The 22522-nt window shown below is 52.0% G+C and carries 26 protein-coding genes; 13 read left to right on the top strand and 13 right to left on the bottom strand.

The window, feature by feature from the left end; genetic code table 11:
* Positions 1–11: 11 nt before the first annotated feature.
* The 6 genes from AB4876_RS06055 to zapE form a co-directional block, all read right to left on the bottom strand.
* The gene (locus AB4876_RS06055; RefSeq protein WP_368380752.1) at positions 12–659 is read right to left on the bottom strand and encodes a glutathione S-transferase N-terminal domain-containing protein; all 648 of its coding nucleotides are present in this window, start codon (positions 657–659) and stop codon (positions 12–14) included.
* Between the two features lie 110 nt (positions 660–769).
* The gene (locus AB4876_RS06060) at positions 770–2827 is read right to left on the bottom strand and encodes a ubiquinol-cytochrome c reductase (protein WP_368380753.1); all 2058 of its coding nucleotides are present in this window, start codon (positions 2825–2827) and stop codon (positions 770–772) included.
* On the bottom strand, positions 2827–3423 hold the full coding sequence (petA, locus tag AB4876_RS06065; RefSeq protein WP_368380754.1) for a ubiquinol-cytochrome c reductase iron-sulfur subunit: 597 nt from the start codon (positions 3421–3423) through the stop codon (positions 2827–2829). Before petA ends, AB4876_RS06060 begins: the two co-directional genes overlap by 1 nt.
* A 238-nt stretch (positions 3424–3661) precedes the next feature.
* On the bottom strand, positions 3662–4054 hold the full coding sequence (gene rpsI, locus AB4876_RS06070) for a 30S ribosomal protein S9 (RefSeq protein ID WP_368380755.1): 393 nt from the start codon (positions 4052–4054) through the stop codon (positions 3662–3664).
* Between the two features lie 12 nt (positions 4055–4066).
* Positions 4067–4495 (bottom strand): 50S ribosomal protein L13, encoded by a 429-nt coding sequence (rplM, locus tag AB4876_RS06075; RefSeq protein ID WP_008251607.1) that lies wholly within the window; start codon positions 4493–4495, stop codon positions 4067–4069.
* A gap of 110 nt (positions 4496–4605) precedes the next feature.
* Complete coding sequence (gene zapE / locus AB4876_RS06080; protein ID WP_438273402.1) at positions 4606–5721, bottom strand: cell division protein ZapE; 1116 nt, start codon at positions 5719–5721, stop codon at positions 4606–4608.
* 144 nt (positions 5722–5865) lie between these two features.
* Here zapE and AB4876_RS06085 point away from each other — a divergent pair, with 144 nt between their 5' ends.
* Positions 5866–6342 carry a Z-ring associated ZapG family protein gene (locus AB4876_RS06085; protein ID WP_368380757.1) on the top strand — a complete coding sequence of 159 codons (477 nt, stop codon included), beginning with the start codon at positions 5866–5868 and terminating at the stop codon, positions 6340–6342.
* Between the two features lie 89 nt (positions 6343–6431).
* Here AB4876_RS06085 and AB4876_RS06090 read toward each other — a convergent pair whose 3' ends face one another.
* Positions 6432–7193: a Nif3-like dinuclear metal center hexameric protein gene (locus tag AB4876_RS06090; protein WP_368380758.1), complete on the bottom strand. Its 762-nt coding sequence runs from the start codon at positions 7191–7193 to the stop codon at positions 6432–6434.
* 105 nt (positions 7194–7298) lie between these two features.
* Here AB4876_RS06090 and AB4876_RS06095 point away from each other — a divergent pair, with 105 nt between their 5' ends.
* Positions 7299–8342 (top strand): trypsin-like peptidase domain-containing protein, encoded by a 1044-nt coding sequence (locus tag AB4876_RS06095; RefSeq protein ID WP_368380759.1) that lies wholly within the window; start codon positions 7299–7301, stop codon positions 8340–8342.
* A gap of 1 nt (position 8343) precedes the next feature.
* On the opposite strand, the gene hisC is transcribed toward AB4876_RS06095, so the two are convergent.
* The 6 genes from hisC to AB4876_RS06125 form a co-directional block, all read right to left on the bottom strand.
* Positions 8344–9405 (bottom strand): histidinol-phosphate transaminase, encoded by a 1062-nt coding sequence (hisC, locus tag AB4876_RS06100; RefSeq protein WP_368380760.1) that lies wholly within the window; start codon positions 9403–9405, stop codon positions 8344–8346.
* Positions 9402–10733 (bottom strand): histidinol dehydrogenase, encoded by a 1332-nt coding sequence (gene hisD / locus AB4876_RS06105; protein ID WP_368380761.1) that lies wholly within the window; start codon positions 10731–10733, stop codon positions 9402–9404. Before hisD ends, hisC begins: the two co-directional genes overlap by 4 nt.
* Positions 10733–11389 (bottom strand): ATP phosphoribosyltransferase, encoded by a 657-nt coding sequence (hisG, locus tag AB4876_RS06110; RefSeq protein WP_301029104.1) that lies wholly within the window; start codon positions 11387–11389, stop codon positions 10733–10735. The genes hisD and hisG overlap by 1 nt, the downstream gene beginning before the upstream one ends.
* A gap of 26 nt (positions 11390–11415) precedes the next feature.
* Complete coding sequence (gene murA, locus AB4876_RS06115; protein WP_368380762.1) at positions 11416–12681, bottom strand: UDP-N-acetylglucosamine 1-carboxyvinyltransferase; 1266 nt, start codon at positions 12679–12681, stop codon at positions 11416–11418.
* A gap of 27 nt (positions 12682–12708) precedes the next feature.
* Positions 12709–12942: a BolA family protein gene (locus tag AB4876_RS06120; protein ID WP_368380763.1), complete on the bottom strand. Its 234-nt coding sequence runs from the start codon at positions 12940–12942 to the stop codon at positions 12709–12711.
* Positions 12943–13072: 130 nt separating this feature from the next.
* The gene (locus tag AB4876_RS06125; RefSeq protein ID WP_368380764.1) at positions 13073–13747 is read right to left on the bottom strand and encodes an MlaC/ttg2D family ABC transporter substrate-binding protein; all 675 of its coding nucleotides are present in this window, start codon (positions 13745–13747) and stop codon (positions 13073–13075) included.
* Positions 13748–13986: 239 nt separating this feature from the next.
* On the opposite strand from AB4876_RS06125, the gene AB4876_RS06130 reads away from it, so the two are divergent.
* The 11 genes from AB4876_RS06130 (at position 13987) to mgtE (ending at position 22514) form a co-directional block, all read left to right on the top strand.
* Positions 13987–14913 carry a KpsF/GutQ family sugar-phosphate isomerase gene (locus AB4876_RS06130; protein ID WP_368380765.1) on the top strand — a complete coding sequence of 309 codons (927 nt, stop codon included), beginning with the start codon at positions 13987–13989 and terminating at the stop codon, positions 14911–14913.
* Positions 14914–14927: 14 nt separating this feature from the next.
* A complete protein-coding gene (locus tag AB4876_RS06135) occupies positions 14928–15449 on the top strand; it encodes a KdsC family phosphatase (RefSeq protein ID WP_368380766.1) in 522 nt (173 codons plus the stop codon).
* A 1-nt stretch (position 15450) separates the two neighbouring features.
* Positions 15451–16017, top strand: coding sequence for an LPS export ABC transporter periplasmic protein LptC (lptC, locus tag AB4876_RS06140; protein ID WP_368380767.1), 567 nt, complete (start codon positions 15451–15453; stop codon positions 16015–16017).
* Complete coding sequence (gene lptA, locus AB4876_RS06145) at positions 16004–16576, top strand: lipopolysaccharide transport periplasmic protein LptA (RefSeq protein WP_368380768.1); 573 nt, start codon at positions 16004–16006, stop codon at positions 16574–16576. Before lptC ends, lptA begins: the two co-directional genes overlap by 14 nt.
* Before the next feature lie 2 nt (positions 16577–16578).
* Positions 16579–17304, top strand: a complete 726-nt coding sequence (lptB, locus tag AB4876_RS06150; protein ID WP_368380769.1) for an LPS export ABC transporter ATP-binding protein — start codon at positions 16579–16581, stop codon at positions 17302–17304.
* Positions 17305–17559: 255 nt separating this feature from the next.
* A complete protein-coding gene (locus tag AB4876_RS06155) occupies positions 17560–19050 on the top strand; it encodes an RNA polymerase factor sigma-54 (protein ID WP_368380770.1) in 1491 nt (496 codons plus the stop codon).
* Positions 19051–19131: 81 nt separating this feature from the next.
* The gene (hpf, locus tag AB4876_RS06160; protein ID WP_368380771.1) at positions 19132–19419 is read left to right on the top strand and encodes a ribosome hibernation-promoting factor, HPF/YfiA family; all 288 of its coding nucleotides are present in this window, start codon (positions 19132–19134) and stop codon (positions 19417–19419) included.
* A 39-nt stretch (positions 19420–19458) separates the two neighbouring features.
* Positions 19459–19908, top strand: a complete 450-nt coding sequence (locus AB4876_RS06165; RefSeq protein ID WP_368380772.1) for a PTS sugar transporter subunit IIA — start codon at positions 19459–19461, stop codon at positions 19906–19908.
* Positions 19908–20765, top strand: a complete 858-nt coding sequence (rapZ, locus tag AB4876_RS06170; RefSeq protein ID WP_368380773.1) for an RNase adapter RapZ — start codon at positions 19908–19910, stop codon at positions 20763–20765. Before AB4876_RS06165 ends, rapZ begins: the two co-directional genes overlap by 1 nt.
* Positions 20766–20773: 8 nt before the next feature.
* Positions 20774–21043 (top strand): HPr family phosphocarrier protein, encoded by a 270-nt coding sequence (locus AB4876_RS06175; RefSeq protein WP_368380775.1) that lies wholly within the window; start codon positions 20774–20776, stop codon positions 21041–21043.
* A gap of 112 nt (positions 21044–21155) precedes the next feature.
* Positions 21156–22514 carry a magnesium transporter gene (mgtE, locus tag AB4876_RS06180; RefSeq protein ID WP_368380776.1) on the top strand — a complete coding sequence of 453 codons (1359 nt, stop codon included), beginning with the start codon at positions 21156–21158 and terminating at the stop codon, positions 22512–22514.
* Positions 22515–22522: the final 8 nt, after the last annotated feature.

A 22522-nucleotide genomic window follows, 5' to 3' on the forward strand; every position in this document is an offset into this window, starting at 1 on the left:
CGGCCAGCGGCTTAGGCTACTGACGCCTCGCTACGATTTTCACGCTCTTTCTCAGTCAGGCTTTCCTGGAAGGAAGGCCGCTCAAACAAACGCGCCATATAATCAAACAACGGCTTAGACTGACGAGTTTGCGGAATAACCACACCTAGCTGCGGCAAACGCCACAAAATTGGCGCCAAGCAGCAATCGACCAGAGTAAATTCGTCACTCATAAAAAACGGCTTCTCTGCAAAGATCGGCGCGACTGTAAGCAGGCTATCGCGCAACTCTTTACGTGCTTTGTCAGCGTTCTTTTGATTGCCACCGGCTAGCAGCTCATCAACCAAACGGCACCAGTCACGCTCAATACGATAAATATACTGGCGGCTTTCACCACGGGCAACTGGATATACTGGCAGCAACGGCGGATGCGGAAAGCGCTCGTCCAAATACTCCATCATGACTTTGGACTCATACAAAGCCAAATCGCGGTCAACCAAAGTTGGCAGCGAATTATACGGATTCAATTCGGCGACTTCTTCCGGCAGAGTGCCCGGTTTTACATCGACGATATCAACAGTTACGCCTTTTTCGGCCAATACAATTCTCACCCGATGACAGTAATGACTCGCTGCGTCGGAAAAGAAGGTCATGGTAGAACGCTTGGCAACAACGCCCATTGATCTCACCTCAAATTATCAAACTAAAAACAACAAACGGGCAGCTCCATAAAGAACCGCCCGCTGACTCTTACCCGCCTGCCCAAAAACCGGCGCAAGCTGATGGATTTTTAATGCACGTCTTTCCAGTATTCGCGATTCAGCAAGAAAGCGAATACGAAGAACAGCGCTATAAACAGCAGTACGAATACACCGATGCGGTGACTCTTCACCTTCGAAGGCTCACCGATATATTCCAAAAAGTTGACCAAGTCATAAACGACTTTATCATACTCTGCCGGACTCAGGGCGCCCTCGGGGCTGTAGGTAAATGAACCGCAGGGGTTAAGTGCCTTGCCATCTTCACCAAACAGAATATCTTCGCCAGTCAAAGTATCGCGCAACACACCGCCATTATGAGCGTGAACTGGACCAGGGGCGCACTGCGGCATACCCTGCAATTCAGCCATAACATGGGGCATACCCACGTCTTTAAAGACCTTGTTGTTCACACCATAAGGGCGCGAAGGATCCGCGTAAAAGGTGCGCAAATAGGTGTACAACCACTCAGGACTACGAGCACGCGCCACCAAGGTCAAATTAGGCGGTGCCGCGCCAAACCACTTTTTTGCATCGGCAGGGGCCATTGAATTATCCATCAGTGAACCAATCTTAGCTTCACTATCAAACTTCAAATGGCTTTCGAACAATTCCAACGGAATACCGAGATCTTCCGCCGTGCGCTGGTAACGCGCATAGCTCAGCGAGTGACAACCCATGCAGTAGTTCATATAGGTAGCCGCGCCGCTTTGCAGCGACGGCAGGTCGGTAACGTCAGTATCAATTTGATCACAAGCAACGGTGCCGCAATCAAAAGCAGACTCAGAACCAGCGGCTTTAAGCGGCAGCACAGTTAGCAGAATCACTACCAGCAACACCAACATACTCTTCCAGAAACCCATGCCACCATCGGTAGTCCGAGTCGGCTCTGGCTTAGTAGCCTCCCACTTAGTCCAGAACGGCATCAGTAAGAAGAAGCCAAAGTAGATCACCGAGCAGATACGCGCCAACAAGGTTCGTGCTTCGGTAGGCGCCTTCACACCCAATACACCGAGGATCAAGAAAGAGGCCACAAAAATCAGGATGGCTGCTTTACTGAAATTACCCTTGTAGCGAATCGACTTCACCTTACTGCGATCCAGCCAAGGCAGCAGGAACAAAATAGCTACCGATGCGCCGAAGGCCATAAAACCAAGCAGTTTATCTGGCACTGCGCGCAGTACGGAATAAAACGGTGTGAAATACCAAACCGGCGCTATGTGCTCAGGGGTTTTCAAACCATTAGCGATTTCAAAGTTAGCGTGCTCAAGGAAATAGCCGCCCATCTCTGGCATAAAGAAAACAATGCCACAGAACACAAACAGGAAGACTGCGATCGCCGTCAAATCGTGCACAGTGTAGTAAGGGTGGAAAGCCACACCGTCTAAAGGAATACCGTTGGCATCCTTATTCTTTTTGATCTCAACACCGTCGGGGTTGTTAGAGCCCACTTCGTGCAGCGCTAGCAAATGCAGCACAACCAATGCAATTAGAATAATTGGCAAGGCAACAACGTGTAGAGCAAAGAAGCGGTTTAGGGTGACACCTGAAATCAGGAAGTCGCCGCGAACCCACTGCACAATGTCTTCACCCACTACTGGGATTGCACCAAATAGCGAAATAATAACCTGTGCACCCCAGTAGGACATCTGTCCCCAAGGCAGTACATAACCAACAAAAGCTTCAGCCATCAGCGCAAGGAAAATGAACATGCCGAAAACCCAAATCAATTCACGGGGTTTTTGGTATGAGCCGTAGAGCAGACCGCGGAACATATGCAGATAGACCACCACGAAGAATGCCGAAGCACCGGTGGAGTGCATATAGCGAATGATCCAACCGAAGTCGACATCACGCATGATGTATTCAACTGAGTTGAAGGCTTCTTCAGAACTAGGAGTAAAACTCATGGTTAGCCATACACCGGTCAGCAGCTGGTTAACCAGCACGACTAGCGACAACACCCCAAAGAAATACCAGAAATTAAAGTTTTTTGGCGCGTAGTATTTACCCATATGGGTATCCCACGCACGCATGATTGGCAGACGGGCATCAACCCAGTCGCGCAAACCCACTAACATTTTGACCATTACGCAGCCCCCTGATCAATACCGATAACAAGCACACTGTTACCCTCGAAGGAATAAGGAGGGACAACGAGGTTTTGAGAAGCAGGTGAACCCTGATAAACACGTCCAGCCAAGTCAAAGCGCGAACCGTGGCAAGGGCAAAAGAAGCCACCTAACCAAGATTTGCCACCCAAATCCGGCACGCCAACTTCAGGGTGATGCTTAGGTGCGCAACCCAAATGCGTACACAAGCCGACCAGAACTAAAAATTCAGGACGAATTGAGCGAGTAATGGTTTCAACATAGGTAGGCTGATCTGAACCGTTCGATTCAGGATCTTTAAGATATTGTGTGAGCTCATTAAGGCCAGCAACCTGCTCTTCGGTGCGACGCACCACATAAACAGGCTTACCACGCCACTCAACAACAACCATCTGACCGGGCTCAAGCTTACTGATATCGGCCTTTACTGGTGCACCGGCAGCTTTTGCTTTAGCACTTGGATTCCAAGAACCCACAAATGGCGTTGCTATACCAACGGCCCCGGCGGCACCAACAACAGATGTTGCGGCCGTCAGGAAACGTCGACGCCCTGTATTTACGCCGTCATTACTCATGACGATTCCCCCATAACATACGAAAAGTCAGGCTGGCTCCGCTAGATGAGCGAAACCCACCCCAAAATTCCAAATGGGCCAAATAGTAATGAACTTGGCCCATTCTGACAATAATAATGCGCGACAAAGATCCATCTCCAGATCTTTGTTCAGGCAAAAAAAAACGCCCACATCGTAGCTCGTGGGCGTTTTCCGAAAGCCGCAATGGGCAGTCTCCACAGGCCAAAGGCCGTCGCGGTTAACGCTTGGAGAATTGTGGCTTCTTACGAGCTTTACGCAGACCGACTTTCTTACGTTCAACTTCACGCGAATCTCGGGTTACGAAACCAGCTTTACGTAGCGGGCTACGCAAACCTTCGTCGTATTCCATCAGAGCGCGGGTAATGCCGTGGCGAATCGCGCCGGCTTGGCCGAAACTACCACCACCGCTGACGGTCACCAAAATATCAAACTTTTCAGACATTTCGACCAGCTCTAAAGGCTGACGAACGATCATGCGTGCTACTTCACGACCAAAATACTGATCAAGAGTGCGATCGTTAACTGAAATAGCACCGGTTCCTGATTTCAGGAATACACGTGCTGAAGAGGTTTTACGGCGACCTGTACCGTAATACTGGGTGGCTGACATATTACGCTTCCGTTAGATGTTCAGTTCAACTGGCTGCTGAGCGGTATGGGGATGCTCAGTACCAGCGTAAACTTTCAATTTTTTAAACATAGCACGACCCAGCGGGTTCTTGGGCAACATACCCTTTACCGCTCCCTGGATCACGCGCTCAGGGGCTTTCTCGATCAACTTCTCGAAGCTCATCGACTTCAATCCACCCGGATAACCGGTGTGGTGATGGTAGATCTTACCACTTGCCTTATTGCCGGTAACGCGAATTTTTTCCGCATTAACAACAACGATATAATCGCCAGTATCAACATGAGGCGTGTATTCAGGCTTATGCTTACCGCGCAAACGATGCGCAATTTCACTGGCCAAACGACCCAATGTTTTTTCGGCGGCGTCTACTACGTACCAGTCATGTATTACGTCACTGGGTTTTGCGCTTAAGGTTTTCATGTGTCTCGCCTATAGGGCCCGTACCGAACAAAGAGCGCGAATACTACATAAGCGCCACAGGTTTTTCAAGCGGAATGTTTGCTTTTCTGAATGAATAGCGCCAAACACCATCATGGACGGTGCTCTTGCCCAAGGTAATCCTCAGACTGCATTTCCAGAAGCCGACTCTGAGTCCGCTCAAACTCAAAATCCAACCGGCCGCCAGTATACAGATTCTCTAGCGATACTGCAGCCGACAATACCAATTTAACGTTACGATCGTAAAATTCATCAATCAAATTAATGAAGCGCCGCGCCTGATCATCACGGCCGGCACCCATTTGTGGCACATTACTAATCACCACCGCATGAAACACCCGCGCCAACTCAATATAGTCATATTGACTGCGAGGACCATCGCAGAGCTCGACAAAATCAAACCATGCCACATCGTCGGCCACATAGCGGGCAACAATGTCCCGCCCCTCTATATCGAGAGCGTGATCAGCGACAGCTGGCTCTGGCGCCAAACGCTGAAAGCTGCGCATCAAACTTTGCTCTGCCGCCTCGCCCAGCGGTTGATAATATAATTCAGCCTGCTCAAGAGCCCGCAAGCGGTAATCAACCCCGCCATCGACGTTGACGACTTCGGTACGTTGATTTAGCAACGCAATTGCTGGCAGAAACCGCGCGCGCTGCAAGCCATCTTTATAGAGTCCGTCTGGAACAATATTTGAGGTCGCCACTAAAACCACGCCGCGCTCAAATAACCGCTCAAACAAACCGGCCAATATCATCGCATCGGTGATATCCGAGACAAAAAACTCGTCAAAACAAATCACTCTCGCCTCATCAGCGATGCGATCCGCGACAATCACAAGGGGATTTTTTTCGCCGGAGAGGGATTTCAGCTCTTTATGAACTCGCTGCATAAAACGATGAAAATGCGCGCGCAATTTATTATCAAACGGCAGAGTGTCGAAAAAGGTGTCCATCAAATAGGTTTTACCACGCCCGACTCCACCCCAGAAATACAAGCCCTTAATGTTAGCCACGGGAGGCTTGCGCCTAGCAAAGCGCGCACTAATACCTGACCAGAATCCCGCAGCCCTTGGCGCGGGCTGAGCCACAAGATCATCGTATAAGCGCTGCAGACACATTACCGCTTGCTCTTGAGCCGCATCATAAGAAAAATCCGGCAGTTCAAGATCACGGCGATATCGCTGTATTGGGGTAGCCATAAGCATGGACCTCGTTCAAGACGGCGCAACTTTACCGACCTGCTTGTGAATTGGCAATTTTTTATCTCGGATTACTGAACCACAGAGCGCGAGCAGTTATACTGCCGTATACGAGAGTGACAAACACGTCGACTCACCGGAGGAGCTTCTGTGCAAGACATTACCACACTGATCGCCGTAGCCATTATCTGCCTACTAAGCGGCGCCGCTATAGGCTATTTCGTCTTGGGCCGACTAAAGCCCGAGCAGCAGAACCGCGCAGCACTGGAAAAACAGTTCAGCGAAATGCAACAGCAACAACAGGACTACCAGCAGCACGTGAGCAGCCATTTCGACCGCACCGGCGAACTTCTCAATGAACTCGCCGAAAGCTACCGCAGCGTGCACAACCACATTGTGGAAGGCGCTCAAAACCTACACAGTTCAGGTATTAGCCCACTACAAGCACTACCAGAAGGCCGCCCAGTACTGGAAAGCAAATCCAATAAAGTAGTGCCATCAGCACCACCACTGGATTACGCCCCTCGCCAGCCAGGCAAAAAAGGCGCGCTACACGAAGAGTTCGGCATGGATTCTGAAAAGAAACCTAAAGAACACATCGAGCCACCGGTAGCGCCGCACCTCTGATTTTTCCGGCCGCCACCCACTGGCACCCGAATTAATCCAACCTAAAAGTCGGCCCTAAAAAACTAGGGCCTTTGCAACCTGCGCCACCGCTAAGCGGGGTTATCAATATCGATAAACTCGTGATGCAAATCAAAACGGCTAGCCAACTCACGCGCTAAGGCCTGCACCCCATAGCGCTCAGTAGCGTGGTGGCCAGCGCCAATATAGTGGATACCCAACTCCCGCGCAGCCAAAATAGTAGGCTCCGACACCTCGCCACTAAGATAGGCATCCATACCCAGCGCGACAGCCTTCTCGATATAGGACTGCGCCCCACCAGTACACCAGCCAATGCGCCGAATTGGCCGGTCGTGACCCAACTCGAGCAAGGGACGCCGCCCCAAAACTTTAGCAACGTGACCGGCAAAATCCTGCGCCGATTGCGGAGCCGACAACACCCCAACATTCCCCACCGAGCGAGGATTATTCGGCTCAAGCCCGCCCTCTACCGTAATACCCAGCCGCCTAGCCAGCTGAATATTATTACCCAACTCAGGATGAGCATCTAAAGGTAGATGGTAAGCAATTAAACTAATATCGTGCTGTAACAACAACGCCAAGCGCCGACGCTTCATACCCACAACACAGGGATCTTCGCCCCGCCAAAAATAGCCGTGGTGTACTATGATGGCGTCAGCCTGTGCGTCTATTGCCGCTTCGATCAAGGCCTGCGACGCCGTCACCCCCGACACGATCCGACGCACATCACTGCACCCAGCCACCTGCAGCCCATTAGGGCAGTAGTCGTTAAAATTTTGCGGCGCAAGCAAGTCATCTGCGGCAGCCACTAAGTCGGTCAATGAAACACTCATACAAGCTCCTAGAAATTCGAAAACGGCGCGAATCATGCTAGGCTAGCACGCCGGCACCCAAGCCGAGGCTAAAACGGCCCATTAGCACATCGCGAGGATCAACTTTTGAAACTGCCCAACCCCAAGACCTTGATCTGGCCGACGCTCTGCGGGGTATTATTGGGCCTATGCATACTTGCCTACCTACCAGGCCAACGCGACCGCGACTACGTTTATGCAGTGGAGCACGCCGCACCGGCAGTCGCCAATATATACACCACCAAGGTTGTGCAACAGCGCCACCCACTTGCCAATGACCCGCTATTCAAACATTTTTTCAGCCGCAACGGCAAAGTCAAACAGCAACTCGAACGCAGCCTAGGCTCCGGAGTTATCGTTAGTGATGCCGGCTACTTACTTACCAATTACCACGTCATAAACGGCGCCGACGAAATATTAGTGCTGCTTCACGACGGCCGCCAAGCCCTAGCCAGCGTTATTGGCAGCGATGCCGACACCGACCTTGCGGTACTCAAAATCGATTTGGACGGACTCACCAGCATAACCATCGGCGACCCCAGTAAAATACGAGTCGGCAATATTGTTTTAGCGATTGGCAACCCCTACGGCTTTGGCCAAACAGTAACTCAAGGCATTGTCAGCGCCACCGGCCGTTACGGCCTTGGCCTAAGCCAATTCGAAAACTTTATTCAAACCGATGCCGCAATCAACCCAGGCAACTCCGGCGGAGCTTTAATCGACACCAAGGGCCGCCTGCTTGGAATTAACACTGCCATCTATACCCAGAGCGGCGGATCAACCGGCATAGGCCTTGCCATTCCCACTGATCTCGCGCTGCGCACCATGAGCGACCTAATCAGTTACGGCCGCCCACTGCGCGGCTGGCTGGGCATTGAGGTGCAACCCGTAGGCACTGGCACAAATGGCGTGGTCATCACCGCCCTAGCCAATAGCGGCCCAGCAGAAAAAGCTGGCCTGAAAATTGGCGACATTCTCACCGAGATTAACGGCGAACAAGTGGGCGATGGTCACGCAGGCATGAAACTAATCACTTACACCCGCCCTGGCGAGCGGGTGCGAATTGGCTTATTGCGTGGTGAAGAGATACTTACTATCGAGACGCAAGTGGCCGAGCGCCCGAATAGCTAAGTCAATCAGCTAGGATGGCCTGTAAAGAGGCAAGCAACACGGCATTTTCTTCTGGGCGACCAATAGTAATCCGCAAAAACTGTTCAATACGGGCTTGCTTGAAATGGCGAACGATTACACCATCTTCACGCAAGTCCGCAGCCAAAGCAGCTGCATCGCGGCGGCTGTGACGACAAAAAACAAAGTTCGCCGCCGAGGGCAATACCTCAAAATCCAGCGCCGTTAACGCTTTCACGAGCTCATCCCGCTCACTAATTACCGCTTGCTGACACTGCTCAAAATAGGCTTGATCGGCAAACGAGGCTACCGCGCCACGCTGCGCGAGTCGATCGAGAGGATAGGAGTTAAAGCTATTCTTAATTCGCTCTAAAGCCTCAATCAAATCTGGGTGACCAACGGCAAAACCCACTCGCAACCCCGCCAGCGAACGCGACTTAGACAAAGTTTGCGTAACGAGCAAATTCGGAAAACGATCCACCAAACAAATAGCCGATTCGCCGCCAAAATCCACATAGGCCTCATCAATAACGACCACCGTCTCGGTATTCACCATCAATAGCCGCTCGATCTCTGCAAGGGGCAAAAAGCTTCCCGTCGGCGCATTTGGGTTTGGGAAAATAATACCGCCCTTCATGCCCGTGTAATCGCCAACCCGAATTTGGAAAGATTCGTCCAGCGGTATCGCCTCGTAGGGAATACCGTACAAACCGCAGTAAACAGGATAAAAGCTGTAGGTAATATCGGGAAATAGCAGCGGCTTACCATGCTGAAACAGACCGTGAAAAATATGCGCAAGCACTTCATCGGAACCGTTGCCAACAAACACCTGCGCGACGTCCACGCCGTGATAATCGGCAATCGCTGCTTTTAACAAATCGCTATTGGGGTCTGGGTAGCGGCGCAAATCATCGCCCAACTCACCCTGTATCGCCGCCAACACCTTTGGCGACGGCCCGTAGGGATTCTCATTGGTATTAAGCTTGGTGAGCTTGTGCATTTTAGGCTGTTCACCAGGCACATAAGGCACCAAGCCCTTAACAAAGGGACTCCAAAATCGGCTCATTTCGACTCCTTTCCAGCATTAGCTGCAGGCAACATTCGATACTCTGCACTGCGAGCGTGAGCAGTTAGGGACTCACCTCTCGCCAACACGGAGGCAACCTTAGCCAGTTCTGCAGCACCCGCTGCCGAACAACCAATAACTGATGAACGCTTTTGAAAATCGTAAACACCCAGCGGCGAAGAAAACCGCGCGGTGCCCGAAGTTGGCAATACGTGATTCGGCCCAGCACAGTAATCACCCAGCGCCTCAGGCGTATAGCGCCCCATAAAAATCGCCCCAGCGTGACGAACTCTTGGCAGCAAGACCTCAGCATTATCTACCGACAACTCCAAATGCTCTGGAGCGATGCGATTACTCAGCGCAATGGCTTCGTCGAGATCCTTCACCAAAATCAGGGCGCCACGCGCCAATAGCGACTGACGAATAATCGCTGCCCGCTCCGACTCTGGCAATAATTTGGCAATACTCGCGGCCACGGCATCCAAAAACGCGGCATCGGGGCTCAGCAAAATAGACTGTGCATCTTCGTCGTGTTCGGCCTGGGAAAACAAATCCATCGCAATCCAATCTGGATCGGTTTTACCGTCGCAGACCACTAGTATTTCCGAAGGGCCTGCAATCATATCTAGGCCAACACTACCGAAAACCTGACGCTTCGCGGTGGCCACATAAATGTTGCCTGGGCCAACGATTTTATCAACCTTAGGTATGGTCTCAGTGCCGTAGGCCAAGGCGCCAACAGCTTGCGCTCCACCCACAGTAAACACCCGATCAACACCGGCAATTGCGGCCGCCGCCAAGACCATATCGTTAACAAAGCCCTTTGGGGTGGGCGACACCATAATCAATTCATCCACCCCCGCCACCTTGGCGGGAATCGCATTCATTAATACCGACGAGGGGTAGGTTGCTTTGCCACCGGGCACGTACAAGCCAACCCGTTCAAGTGGAGTGATTTGTTGGCCCAGCACGGTGCCATCAGCCTCGGTGTAAGACCAAGACTCCTGACGCTGATGCTGGTGATAGCTGCGGATACGCTCGGCTGCTTTTTCCAACGCCGCGCGAACATCCGCGGGAATGGATTGCAATGCCGCCTGCATGCGCGCGCGCGGAATCTCTAGCTCAGCAGCCGTTGCTACATCTACGCCATCAAACTGTTTGGTATAAGCCAGCAATGCCGCGTCGCCGTCGCCGCGAATAGCCGCTAACACACTGGCCACGGTGTTGGACACCATCGGATTGGTCGTTGCCTCCCAATCCAGCAAAGCCGTTAGTGCGACATCAAAATCGGCATCTGCCGCGTTCATGCGCCGAATAAGTTCCGCCATTACACAGACTCCGATGCAGCTTGGCGAGCCTCCACAGCGGCCGTCAATTTGCCAATAATATCTTGAATGCTCTGGTGCTTACGCTTCATCGCCGCCTTGTTAACCACCAAGCGCGAGCTGACATCGGCAATCATATCCCGCGGCTCCATACCATTGGCACGCAGAGTATTGCCGGTATCAACAATGTCTACGATCAAGTCAGCCAAATTCATCAAGGGCGCCAGCTCCATCGCCCCATATAGTTTGATCAACTCGACCTGGATACCGCGCTCAGCAAAATGGCGCCGCGCAACGTTGACAAATTTAGTTGCCACTCGCACTCGGCCGTGAGGCAGTGCTTCGCCAACTCGCCCCGCAGTCATTAAGCGACAGCGGGCAATATTCAAGTCCAGGGGCTCATACATATCTGCCGCGCCGATCTCGAGCAGCATATCTTTGCCCGCGACACCAATATCTGCCGACCCCAGTTTCACATAGGTCGGCACATCGGTACCGCGAATCACAATAAGCTGAATATGAGCGTGATTGGTTTCAAAGATTAACTTGCGGCTGCTGCTGATATCTTCGAGCGGCACAATGCCAGCCTCGGCAAGCAGGGGCAGGGTTTCTTTAAGAATACGCCCTTTGGTTAGGGCGATAGTAACCGGCTGATCCACAAGTAAACTCCAGGAACTGATAAATTCTAATTGGCAACTCGGCGAATATCGGCGCCGAGGGCGAGGAATTTCTCCTCAATACATTCATAACCGCGATCGATATGGTAGATCCGGTCAACTAAGGTTTCACCGTCGGCGACCAAGCCAGCAATAACCAAACTTGCCGAGGCGCGCAGATCACTAGCCATTACCGGTGCACCCTTGAGACGGTTAATACCCTTAATCATAGCGGTATTACCTTCAATAGTGATTTTAGCGCCCATACGGTTCATTTCATGGGTTTGAATCAAACGATTTTCAAAAATCGTTTCGGTAACGTGAGATACGCCATCAGCCACAGTATTCATCGCGGTAAACTGAGCCTGCATATCGGTAGGAAACCCCGGATACGGCATGGTCTTAATGTTCACCGCCTTGGGCTGACGCCCTTCCATGTCGAGGGTAATCCAATCGGCGCCACTTTCGATTTTGGCACCCGCCTCTTCAAGCTTAACGAGCACGGCCTCTAAAGTTTCAGGACCAATATCTCGCAGCCGGATCGAACCGCGACTAGCCGCCGCCGCCACCAAATAGGTACCCGCCTCAATACGGTCGGGCATCACTGAATATGTACAGCCATTTAGCCGTTCAACACCATCGATGGTAATGGTTGCTGTGCCGTGACCGGTAATTTTGGCACCCATTGCAATTAGGCAGTTAGCCAAATCGACAATCTCTGGCTCGCGCGCGGCGTTTTCTAGCACGGTGCGGCCTTTAGCCAGCGCCGCCGCCATCATTACGTTCTCAGTACCACCAACGGTAACCATATCAAACAGTACATGAGCGCCTTTCAAACCGCCCTCAGGTGCTCGCGCAGTGATATAACCTTCGTCGATGTCAATGATGGCGCCCATCGCCTCAAAGCCACGCAAATGCTGATCAACTGGCCGACTACCAATAGCGCAACCACCGGGAAAAGACACCTTGGCGTGACCGAAGTGCGCCAATAAAGGCCCCAGCACCAATATCGATGCCCGCATAGTTTTCACTAGTTCATAGGGTGCGGTAGTTTTAGTGGTCGTAGAACCATTGATTTCAACGCCGAGCCGCTCATCAACAATAAGCTCGGTGCCCATGCTGCGCAGCAGTGCAATCATGGTGGTCACGTCGTGCAAGTGCGGGAGATTGCGGATTAATACCGGCTCGCTAGACAGTAAAGTGGCGGCAAGAATCGGCAGCGCCGCATTTTTAGAACCGGACACGCGAATCTCTCCGGCCAAAGGGCCGCAGCCGCGTATAAGCAACTTATCCATGAAATCTCCTGGAAAGTCCCGTCAGCCTCAGGCTTGGGCTTCCTCGGGGGTAATAGCTTTAATATTAATGGCGTGTAACGAGCCGTCGCGTATCCAATCATTCACCGCCGCATAGACCAGTTGCTGGCGCTTAACCGCACGCAAACCGGAAAATGCTGCACTCACAACACGAACATCAAAATGACTACCGTCACCGCTGACAGCCACTTCGCTCTCGGGAAAATGCTCGGCAAGGCGCTGCTCGATATGGTCTGTTTGCATGACAATTCTACCTGTATTCATCACTAGCGATATCAAGCGCGGAATTGTACGCAATTGCGGTCAACATGGCGAGGTGAATACCCGCAAAGGTCAGTCATGCGGGTATTCAATGCGTGCTAACAAGCGAGCCTTACTTTGCCGCCTGCTCTTCCATAACTTCGCGGGGGGCAACAGTCCAGTTGGCAATAACTTTATCAATATCACCATTATATTGTTTTACTGCCGCATCAAACTGGTTCTGGTAAATCCGCCCCAAATTAAGACCCTCAATTACCACATTACGCAATTTCCAGCTGCCGTCGGAACCCTGACGAACGGTGTAAAGCACCTGATACGGCTTAGCGCGCTCACCGTAAATGTCCTGACGAACACCGACACTGCCAGACAAATCAACGTCATCTGCCAGCGGCAAAACTTCAATCCGGTTGCCATTAAAACCCAACAAGCCCTTGGCGTAGGTATTAATCAAACCGTCTTTAAAGTTATTAGTAAAGCGAATAACCCGCTCGCGAAACAAGGCCCGCTCAGCATCGGTCTTCAAACTCTGGTAATAACCTCGGCTACCGTATTTGCCCATAATGCCGCGAGCAAAACTTTGGAAGTCGACAACATCATCCATTATGCGACGCACTTCATTAGTAAAGCGCTCGGGGTCTTTATCTACATAGCTGCGCGCTTCTTCAATTACCTTCACCAACTCTTGAGTGGTGTCGGCAACGACCTCGTAAGGCCCCTTCTCAGTAGCAGATGCCTGAGCCAGCAGGCCAAAAGTCATCAATGCCGCCAGTAAAATTTGCTTAAACATAGTATCCCCTCGATAAATTTTAACCGCATGAAAACGGCACAACACTGCAAACTGCAAGCTTCGACCCCCTTTTACGGGAAAGTCTCCCAATGTAGAGGCCAGCTAATCCTGTTATTTTGTCACATTGGAAATTATCATAGCTAACATTAGCCCCAGCTTAACGGGCAACTCACTAATTCAGGTAATCTCGTGTGACCACTCCATCATCTTATACTAGCTCTGCTCTACGTGTTATCCGCATGGAAAGAGACGCTGTTGCCGTCCTTGCCGAGCGTATCGACGAAAGCTTTAGTAAAGCCTGCGACATTCTACTCGCCTGCAAGGGTCGAGTCGTAGTGACTGGCATGGGTAAATCCGGTCATATCGGCAATAAAATTGCCGCTACCCTCGCCAGCACTGGCACTCCGGCCTTTTTTGTACATCCCGGCGAAGCCAGCCATGGCGACTTGGGCATGATTACCGCCGGCGATGTCGTTATCGCGCTTTCCAACTCAGGCACCACCGGTGAACTCATTACGATTCTACCGCTGCTTAAACTGCTGGCGGTGCCAGTGATTGCCCTCACGGGCAATCCCGCCTCCGAACTCGCCACTACCGCCGACGTGCACTTAAATGTTGGTGTGGCCGAAGAGGCCTGCCCATTAAACCTCGCTCCCACGTCTAGCACCACCGTTACCTTGGTCATGGGAGACGCACTGGCTATCGCTTTACTCGAAGCCCGGGGTTTCACCGCCAATGACTTCGCATTATCTCATCCCGGTGGCGCCTTGGGCCGCAGGCTGATACTGAAAATAGACAGCATAATGCACACTGGCGACAGCATCCCAAAAATTGTTTTGGGCAGCGCACTGAGCGGCGCCCTGCTCGAAATGAGCAGTAAAACCCTCGGCATGACCACGGTGGTTGACGACAGCGGCGCACTCGCAGGCATTTTTACCGATGGCGACTTACGTCGCGCCATTGACCGCGGTATTGATATACACAGCTGCCCGATCGATGACATTATGACCCGCAATTGCCGCACCATTAAACCTGGCACCATGGCCGCAGAAGCACTGCGCATCATGGAAGATAATAAAATTACGGTACTGGTTGCCGTCAACGACAGCGGCCAACCCGTCGGCGTCATCCACACCCACGACCTGCTCAAAGCAGGCGTAGCTTAGGAAACTGCAGCACCATGCACAGCGTGATTGAAAAAGCGAAAACCATCAAACTACTCGCCATGGACGTCGACGGTGTTCTCACTGACGGCAGCCTCTACTTTGGCAACAGCGGCGAAGAGATGAAAGCCTTCAGCATTCTCGACGGACTCGGCATTAAATTGCTACGTGACGCGGGCATTAAGCCGGCGATCATTACTGGACGCTGTTCAGAACTGGTCAAACGCCGCGCAGGCGAGCTAAAGATTGAACTGATTTACCAAGGCCGCGAAGACAAACTCGTCGCCCTCGAAGAGTTGCGCGCCGACCTCGGTCTTGAAATGCAAGACATCGCTTATGTAGGCGACGACCTACCCGACCTCTCAGCCATTCGCCAAGCAGGCCTTGGCATTACCGTTGCTAATGGCCACCACTTCGTCGCCCGCCACGCCGACTGGCAAACTACAGCCGCTGGCGGCAATGGGGCCATTCGCGAGGTTTGCGAGCTGATTCTTAAAGCACAGGGCAAGCTGAATAGCGCACTGGAACAGTACCTCTAAGATGAAGCAAATTAAATTTACCGTATTCTCGGTACTGTCGGCTATTACCGCCATGGTCGGCACCGTGGTGTACCTCACCCAATTCAGTGAAAGCGGTAAATTAAGCATTGTTGAACGCTTTGAAGCCATACCGGACGCCGACTCACATTTAAGCCAAGTCAGTGGCATAAAATACAGCGCTGACGGTCATATTGCTTATAAGTGGCGCGCCACCAGCGCCGAACGTTTGATATCGGATGGCTCGATAGCATTGCAAGAGCCCTTTTATATCGGCAATATCGCCAACCAGAGACCGTGGACAGCCAGCGCCAAGACCGGCAAGCTGACCCAAGATGGCGAGCATTTAACCCTATTAGATACCGTGCTCGTAAAAGACTTGATTCGCCAAGCACAAATAAGCACTGAGTTATTGCGAATTAATTTAGAAAGCAGCGAAGTTAGTACCGACCAAGCATTAACTCTCTCGCTGCGAAATGGCAAAACCCATTCAATGGGCATGAAAGCCAGCATGAAGAATGAACGAGTTGAACTCCTCGACCAGGTAAAAGGCCACTATGACCCTATCTAAAGCTGCGCTAGTCACCACGCTGCTCCTTGGCGTTAGCAGCATTGCGCTGAGCTTACCCGAAGATCGCAAGCAGGCCATAAACCTAAGCTCCGACCGAGCTATTTATGAAAATAACCAAGGTGTCTACATCGGCAATGTCAGCATGAGCCAAGGCTCACTCAAAATTACCGCCGACAAACTTACAATCATCGAGGCCAATCGCAAGGTAGAAAAAGTTATTGCCGAGGGCAGCCCCGCTTATTTCGAACAGCAACCCAGAGCCAATGAAGGCGTGGTCATTGCCAGTGCTCAGCGTATTGAGTACAGCCTAAAGCAGGAAGAGATTCTGCTGCAACGCAATGCCTCCATCACCCACCAGGGCTCAAAGATCTCCGGTGATCGCGTGGTGTACAGCGGCCGCAAACAAATGGTAGTTGCCGACGGCGGCACCGATGAAAAAGAACATCGCGTTAAAATGACCTTACAACCCCAAGCCATCCCCGACAGCGAAACCGCTGCCGACGACAAGCCCGCTAATAGCCCACCAGCGGAAAGCACCAATAGCGAAGAGTCGCGTTAATTATGCCCGTACTGCAAGCCAGTAATCTCGCCAAAGCCTACAAGGGCCGCGAAATCATTAAGGATGTGTCGCTCACCATTAGCAGCGGTGAAATAGTAGGCCTACTCGGCCCCAACGGCGCCGGCAAAACCACCTGTTTTTACATGATTGTAGGCATTGTGAATGCCGACCGCGGCTCGATCCGGCTCGATGACCGCGACCTTACCCGCTTATCAATTAACGGCCGCGCCAAACACGGCGTCGGTTATTTACCCCAGGAAGCGTCAATATTTCGTAAATTGAGCGTCGCCGATAACATCATGGCCATTCTAGAGACCCGCAGCGACCTCAACCGCAAACAGCGCAATGAAAAACTCGAGGCCCTCCTCCAGGAATTTCATATCACCCATATTCGCAAATCCATGGGCATGTCACTCTCAGGCGGCGAGCGCCGCCGAGTTGAAATTGCACGCGCACTTGCGACCGAACCCAGCTTTATCCTGCTTGACGAACCCTTTGCCGGCGTCGATCCTATCTCGGTAAACGATATCCAAAATATCGTCAAACATCTGCAGGCGCGAGGTATAGGCGTACTAATCACCGATCACAATGTTCGTGAAACCCTCGACATTTGCGACAAAGCCTATATCGTTGGCGAAGGCCGTATTGTCGCCGAAGGTGACGCCAACACCGTACTCAACAACCAGATTGTGCGCGACATTTACCTTGGCGATAAATTTACGCTATAAGCCCACCCGACAGGTTTTAACAGTAACTTTGCGGCCACGCCAAAGGTTCTAAACTTGGCTGTCGCAGTGCACGGCCACCGCCATTGCGCAACACGACGTTTTTATTCAAAGACTACCAGTCTTTTACAAATGAACCGGCACAGGTATTGCAGGCAATGATTGTCCCGACTACACTGAGAGAGAGGCATAATCATTGCCGGTAGAACAAACTCATTTGTTCGTGTTGCCACTGTCCTGTTGTAGAAGCCACTGCCTATGAAACAATCGCTACAGCTCAAAGTCGGTCAAAGCTTGACCATGACACCTCAGCTGCAACAAGCGATTCGCTTATTACAATTATCCACCCTCGACCTTCAGCAAGAAATCCAATCGGCGCTAGACTCAAACCCACTACTTGAAATCAGCGACGAGGGCGAAGACATCGAGGTCAATATCGAACCGACCTCCGCCGAACCCAAAAAGGCCGAAAAAACCAGCGATCAAGAGACAGAAGCGCCACAACCAGAAGCCGACGCCGACTGGGCTGAGCGCAGTGATATACCTGAAGATCTGCCCGTCGACAGCCAGTGGGACGACGTTTACCAAACCACCGGCAGCGGCACGGGCTCAGGCTCCTCGTCGGAAGACAGCGACTACAACAACGATTACCGGAACTCCAGCTCCGACTCCCTACAAGACCACCTGCGCTGGCAGCTTAACCTCAGTCGCTTGTCAGAAATTGACCGCATTATTGCCGAAGCCATTATCGATGCCATCGATGAAAAAGGCCGACTAACCGTTAGCGCCGAAGAATTAGTTGAAGGCTTTGCCAATGAAGACATTGAAATTGAAGAGTTCAATGCGGTTTTACACCTCATTCAACAATTTGATCCTCCGGGGGTCGCTGCCCGCGACTTACAAGAGTGCCTCTTAATTCAGCTGAAGCAATTACCCGCAGGCACAGCCTACGTCGAAGAAGCTAGCCTTGTTGTAAGCCAATATATGGCGCAATTGGGAAATCGCGACTATAACCAGATTATGCGCCGCTGCCGCTTGAAAGAAGAACAGCTTCGCGAAGTGATTAAATTAGTTCAATCACTCAACCCCACTCCCGGTGACGGCATTGGTGCCGACTCAACCGAGTATGTGGTTCCCGATGTGTTTGTAAGCAAGAAGGATGATCGCTGGTTGGTCGAATTAAATCCCGACATTGCCCCCAAAATCCAGATTAATGCCCACTACGCGGCACTGGCGCGGAAAAGCAGCAATAGCAGCGACAACGACTATATTCGCGACAATTTGCAAGAAGCGCGCTGGTTCATTAAAAGCTTGCTCAGCCGCAACGAGACTTTAATGAAGGTCGCCACCAAAATTGTCGAATACCAGCGCGGCTTTTTTGAGTACGGCGAAGAGGCCATGAAGCCACTCGTCCTGCACGATATTGCCGAGGCGGTGGGCATGCACGAATCCACCATCTCACGGGTAACCACCCAAAAATACATGCACACCCCGCGGGGAATTTTTGAGCTCAAATTCTTCTTTTCCAGCCATGTGTCCACCGATACTGGCGGTGAATGCTCCTCTACCGCGATTCGCGCTCTAATCAAAAAACTGGTTGCCGCTGAAAACCCGCGCAAGCCGCTGAGCGACAGCAAAATCACTGACTTACTAGGCGAGCAAGGCATCCAAGTTGCCCGTCGCACCATTGCAAAATATCGAGAATCACTGGTTATTCCGCCCTCAAACGAGCGGAAACGACTAGTATAGTGGCAGTGCCCCTGTTACGGTCATTGTCGTCATACACGCGCCGTGAGGCGCTAGTTATATTCAGCGATGAAGGAGTAAAATATGCAGATTACTGTTAGTGGTCACCACGTTGACGTCACCCCGTCTCTTCGCGATTACGTCAATACAAAACTCGGCAAACTTCAACGACACTTTGACAATATCACCAATACCGACGTCACCCTGTCTGTGGAAAAATTGGTCCAGAAAGCCGAGGCCACCGTTCACGTTGCCGGCGCCGATTTATTTGCCACCTGTGAATCGGAGGATATGTACGCGGCAATCGACAGCCTAACCGACAAACTCGACCGGCAATTAATTAAACACAAAGAAAAATCGCTAGGTCGCTGAGACCTTTCGATCCACTCACTCTCTCTGTTGCAAGAAACCATGATACTCAATTCCATTCTCACACTAGGACGCACCCATAGCGGTGCGTCCGTTACCAGTAAAAAACGTCTTCTCGAATACATCTCTACTGAAATCAGTGCCGATAATGACGAATTTAACGCCGACGAATTATTCAATGAATTGCTCGCCAGAGAACGTCTGGGTAGTACCGGTATCGGCCACGGCGTGGCGATTCCCCACTGCCGCAGCAACCGCTGCTCAGCGATCACCGGCATGCTCCTTAAGCTAGAGCAGCCCATCGACTTTGAGGCCATCGACGACGCCCCCGTGGATCTCGTATTCGCCCTTATTGTCCCTGCCGAAGCCCACGATGAGCACCTCAAGGTTCTCGGCGCACTGGCCACAGCGTTTAACGAGGAAGAGTTTCGTCGCGACCTGCGCAATGCCGACTCCGACCAAGCGCTACTTGAACGTGCATTGAAACCCTAATGGAAATGATCATCCTCAGCGGCCGCTCCGGCTCCGGAAAAAGTACCGCCCTTCACCAACTTGAGGATGAAGGCTTTTATGCCATCGACAATTTACCGGTGTCGCTACTACCTGAACTAGTGCGCGAACTAGCGCAAAACCCGCTGAATGCCCACCAGAAAGTTGCGGTCTGTATCGACGCCCGCAACTCTCCAGTTGGCTTAGCAAAGTTTAAATCGCTCTGTGAACAAGTCAAAAAACACGCTCAACTGCGAATAGTGTTTCTCGATGCTGGTGACGACAAGTTAATTAAGCGCTTCAGCGAAACCCGTCGCCGCCACCCCTTAGCAACCGATTCACTGCCGCTGGCCGACGCGATCAAACTTGAGTCGATCCTCCTCGAACCAATTGTGGTAGAAGCATCGCTGGCAATCGACAGCAGCGACATGACCGTCCACGAATTGCGCGCGACCATACGCGACCGAATTCTTGGCACCGACGCCAGCCGCCTAACGGTGCAGCTGAAGTCCTTCGGTTTCAAGCGCGGACTACCCCTCGACGCTGACCTAGTCTACGATTTACGCATGCTACCCAACCCCCACTGGCAGGAAGGTTTACGTGCCTTAACCGGCAGAGACTCCGCCGTACAAGATTTTCTTAGCAAGCAAGCAGATGTTCAGCAAATGCACGCTGATATTCTGCAATATATACAGACATGGCTACCCAAAATTGAAGCCAGCAATCGCAGCTATTTCACCATCGCCATTGGTTGCACCGGTGGCCAACATCGCTCAGTATATATGGTTGAAACCCTCGCAGAGGTGCTTCGCAACAATTACCCAGACCTCCAAGTTCGCCACCGCGAGCTGCAGCACTAGAGATTACGATGGTCGAAACCAAACTAATAATTATTAATAAATTGGGCCTGCACGCCCGCGCAGCAGCCAAACTTGTCGCCACCACCGCCGCCTATAGCGCTGCGGTTACCATTCGCATTGGCGACAAATCAGTCGACGGCAAAAGTATTATGGCGCTGATGATGCTCGCCGCCAGCAAGGGTACCGAGATCGCCGTTATTTGCGATGGCAGCGACGAAGATGCCGCGATGGCCGCAATACAAGATCTTATTAATCAACGTTTTGGCGAGGGAGAGTAAGATTTAACTTTATTTCACCCGCAACTCCTTCGCGGATTGTTGCGCGGCCCGCTTTAAAGGATAATTAGCCAGACTACTCTTTTAACCATCACGGCTCAGGCTAGGGATAGGTATGGCCCAGACTGCAGACAAGCTTCAAACCGAGAGCCAACTCAAAACCCTCAATGACGCCTTGGGTTCCGGTGGTTTCCTGCAAATCCGCCGCATGCTAAATGGCCTGCCCCCCGCAGACGCCGCCCACCTTATTGAATCCACACCACACAAAATTCGTAGTGTGCTGTGGCAGCTGATCGACATTGAGAATGAAGGTGACATCCTCCAACACCTCAATGACGAAGTGCAGAGCCAATTTCTGCGCCAGATGGACGCCGAAGAAGTGGCCGCCATCACCGAAGGCCTTGAAACCGATGATATTGCGGACATTCTCCAGCAATTACCGGATCGGGTTATTCGTGAAGTTCTCGAGTCAATGGATCATCAGGACCGCCTCCGCGTAGAGCACGTGCTGTCCTTTGACGAGGACACCGCCGGTGGTTTGATGAACACCGACACGATCACCGTGCGGCCTAACATCACCCTCGACGTGGCACTGCGCTATTTACGTCGCCACGAAAGCCTGCCCGAAATGACCGACAACCTAATTGTGGTCAACCGCAACGATCAGTACATCGGCATCTTGTCACTGCGCAAACTGCTGGTATCTGACCCCAGCGTCACCGTTCGGGAAATCATGGACACCGAGGTCGAACCGATCTCGGCCAGCATGTCGTCCAACGAAGTTGCCATGCTCTTTGCCCGTCACGACTGGGTGTCGGCGCCGGTTATAGGCGACGACAGCTTACTATTAGGGCGAATCACCATCGATGACGTGGTTGACGTTATCCGAGAAGAATCCGACCACTCGCTGATGAGCATGGCCGGTTTGGACGAGGATGAAGATACCTTCGCCGCCGTACTCACCACCGCACCGCGACGCGCTATTTGGCTGGGCATCAACCTGCTCACCGCGTTTATCGCCTCTGGGGTAATCAATTTATTTGAAGCCACCATTGAAAAAGTCGTGGCCTTGGCCGTGCTCATGCCAATAGTTGCCAGCATGGGCGGCGTAGCGGGCACCCAAACCCTCACAGTCGTTATTCGCGGTATGGCACTGGGCCATATCAGCCGCGACAATAGCCGCTGGCTGATTAATCGTGAAATCATGGTTGGCGCCATTAACGGCCTGCTGTGGGCGGTCATTGTAGCGGGCGCAACCACGCTGTGGTTTGGCGATCCGCTAATGGGCGCAATCATTGCCGCCGCGATGGTCATCAATTTAATTACCGCAGCTCTTGCTGGCGCCGCGCTGCCACTTATTATGAAATCAATGAAAATAGATCCGGCACTCGCCGGTGGCGTGGTATTAACCACCGTCACCGACGTGATTGGCTTTATGTCCTTTCTTGGCCTTGCCACCTTCTTCTACGCTTAATAGCAACG

Origin of the sequence: Zhongshania guokunii (assembly GCF_040892635.1) — a bacterium.
GTDB classification, from domain to species: domain Bacteria; phylum Pseudomonadota; class Gammaproteobacteria; order Pseudomonadales; family Spongiibacteraceae; genus Spongiibacter; species Spongiibacter guokunii.

Excerpts from the sequence above, each read along its gene's own strand:
- AB4876_RS06055 (WP_368380752.1), bottom strand. The coding sequence starts at position 659 with ATGGGCGTTGTTGCCAAGCGTTCTACCATGACCTTCTTTTCCGACGCA.
- AB4876_RS06060 (WP_368380753.1), bottom strand. The coding sequence starts at position 2,827 with ATGGTCAAAATGTTAGTGGGTTTGCGCGACTGGGTTGATGCCCGTCTG.
- petA (WP_368380754.1), bottom strand. The coding sequence starts at position 3,423 with ATGAGTAATGACGGCGTAAATACAGGGCGTCGACGTTTCCTGACGGCC.
- rpsI (WP_368380755.1), bottom strand. The coding sequence starts at position 4,054 with ATGTCAGCCACCCAGTATTACGGTACAGGTCGCCGTAAAACCTCTTCA.
- rplM (WP_008251607.1), bottom strand. The coding sequence starts at position 4,495 with ATGAAAACCTTAAGCGCAAAACCCAGTGACGTAATACATGACTGGTAC.
- zapE (WP_438273402.1), bottom strand. The coding sequence starts at position 5,721 with ATGCTTATGGCTACCCCAATACAGCGATATCGCCGTGATCTTGAACTG.
- AB4876_RS06090 (WP_368380758.1), bottom strand. The coding sequence starts at position 7,193 with ATGAGTGTTTCATTGACCGACTTAGTGGCTGCCGCAGATGACTTGCTT.
- hisC (WP_368380760.1), bottom strand. The coding sequence starts at position 9,405 with ATGAGCCGATTTTGGAGTCCCTTTGTTAAGGGCTTGGTGCCTTATGTG.
- hisD (WP_368380761.1), bottom strand. The coding sequence starts at position 10,733 with ATGGCGGAACTTATTCGGCGCATGAACGCGGCAGATGCCGATTTTGAT.
- murA (WP_368380762.1), bottom strand. The coding sequence starts at position 12,681 with ATGGATAAGTTGCTTATACGCGGCTGCGGCCCTTTGGCCGGAGAGATT.
- AB4876_RS06120 (WP_368380763.1), bottom strand. The coding sequence starts at position 12,942 with ATGCAAACAGACCATATCGAGCAGCGCCTTGCCGAGCATTTTCCCGAG.
- AB4876_RS06125 (WP_368380764.1), bottom strand. The coding sequence starts at position 13,747 with ATGTTTAAGCAAATTTTACTGGCGGCATTGATGACTTTTGGCCTGCTG.
- AB4876_RS06130 (WP_368380765.1), top strand. The coding sequence starts at position 13,987 with ATGGAAAGAGACGCTGTTGCCGTCCTTGCCGAGCGTATCGACGAAAGC.
- AB4876_RS06135 (WP_368380766.1), top strand. The coding sequence starts at position 14,928 with ATGCACAGCGTGATTGAAAAAGCGAAAACCATCAAACTACTCGCCATG.
- lptC (WP_368380767.1), top strand. The coding sequence starts at position 15,451 with ATGAAGCAAATTAAATTTACCGTATTCTCGGTACTGTCGGCTATTACC.
- lptA (WP_368380768.1), top strand. The coding sequence starts at position 16,004 with ATGACCCTATCTAAAGCTGCGCTAGTCACCACGCTGCTCCTTGGCGTT.
- lptB (WP_368380769.1), top strand. The coding sequence starts at position 16,579 with ATGCCCGTACTGCAAGCCAGTAATCTCGCCAAAGCCTACAAGGGCCGC.
- AB4876_RS06155 (WP_368380770.1), top strand. The coding sequence starts at position 17,560 with ATGAAACAATCGCTACAGCTCAAAGTCGGTCAAAGCTTGACCATGACA.
- hpf (WP_368380771.1), top strand. The coding sequence starts at position 19,132 with ATGCAGATTACTGTTAGTGGTCACCACGTTGACGTCACCCCGTCTCTT.
- AB4876_RS06165 (WP_368380772.1), top strand. The coding sequence starts at position 19,459 with ATGATACTCAATTCCATTCTCACACTAGGACGCACCCATAGCGGTGCG.
- rapZ (WP_368380773.1), top strand. The coding sequence starts at position 19,908 with ATGGAAATGATCATCCTCAGCGGCCGCTCCGGCTCCGGAAAAAGTACC.
- AB4876_RS06175 (WP_368380775.1), top strand. The coding sequence starts at position 20,774 with ATGGTCGAAACCAAACTAATAATTATTAATAAATTGGGCCTGCACGCC.
- mgtE (WP_368380776.1), top strand. The coding sequence starts at position 21,156 with ATGGCCCAGACTGCAGACAAGCTTCAAACCGAGAGCCAACTCAAAACC.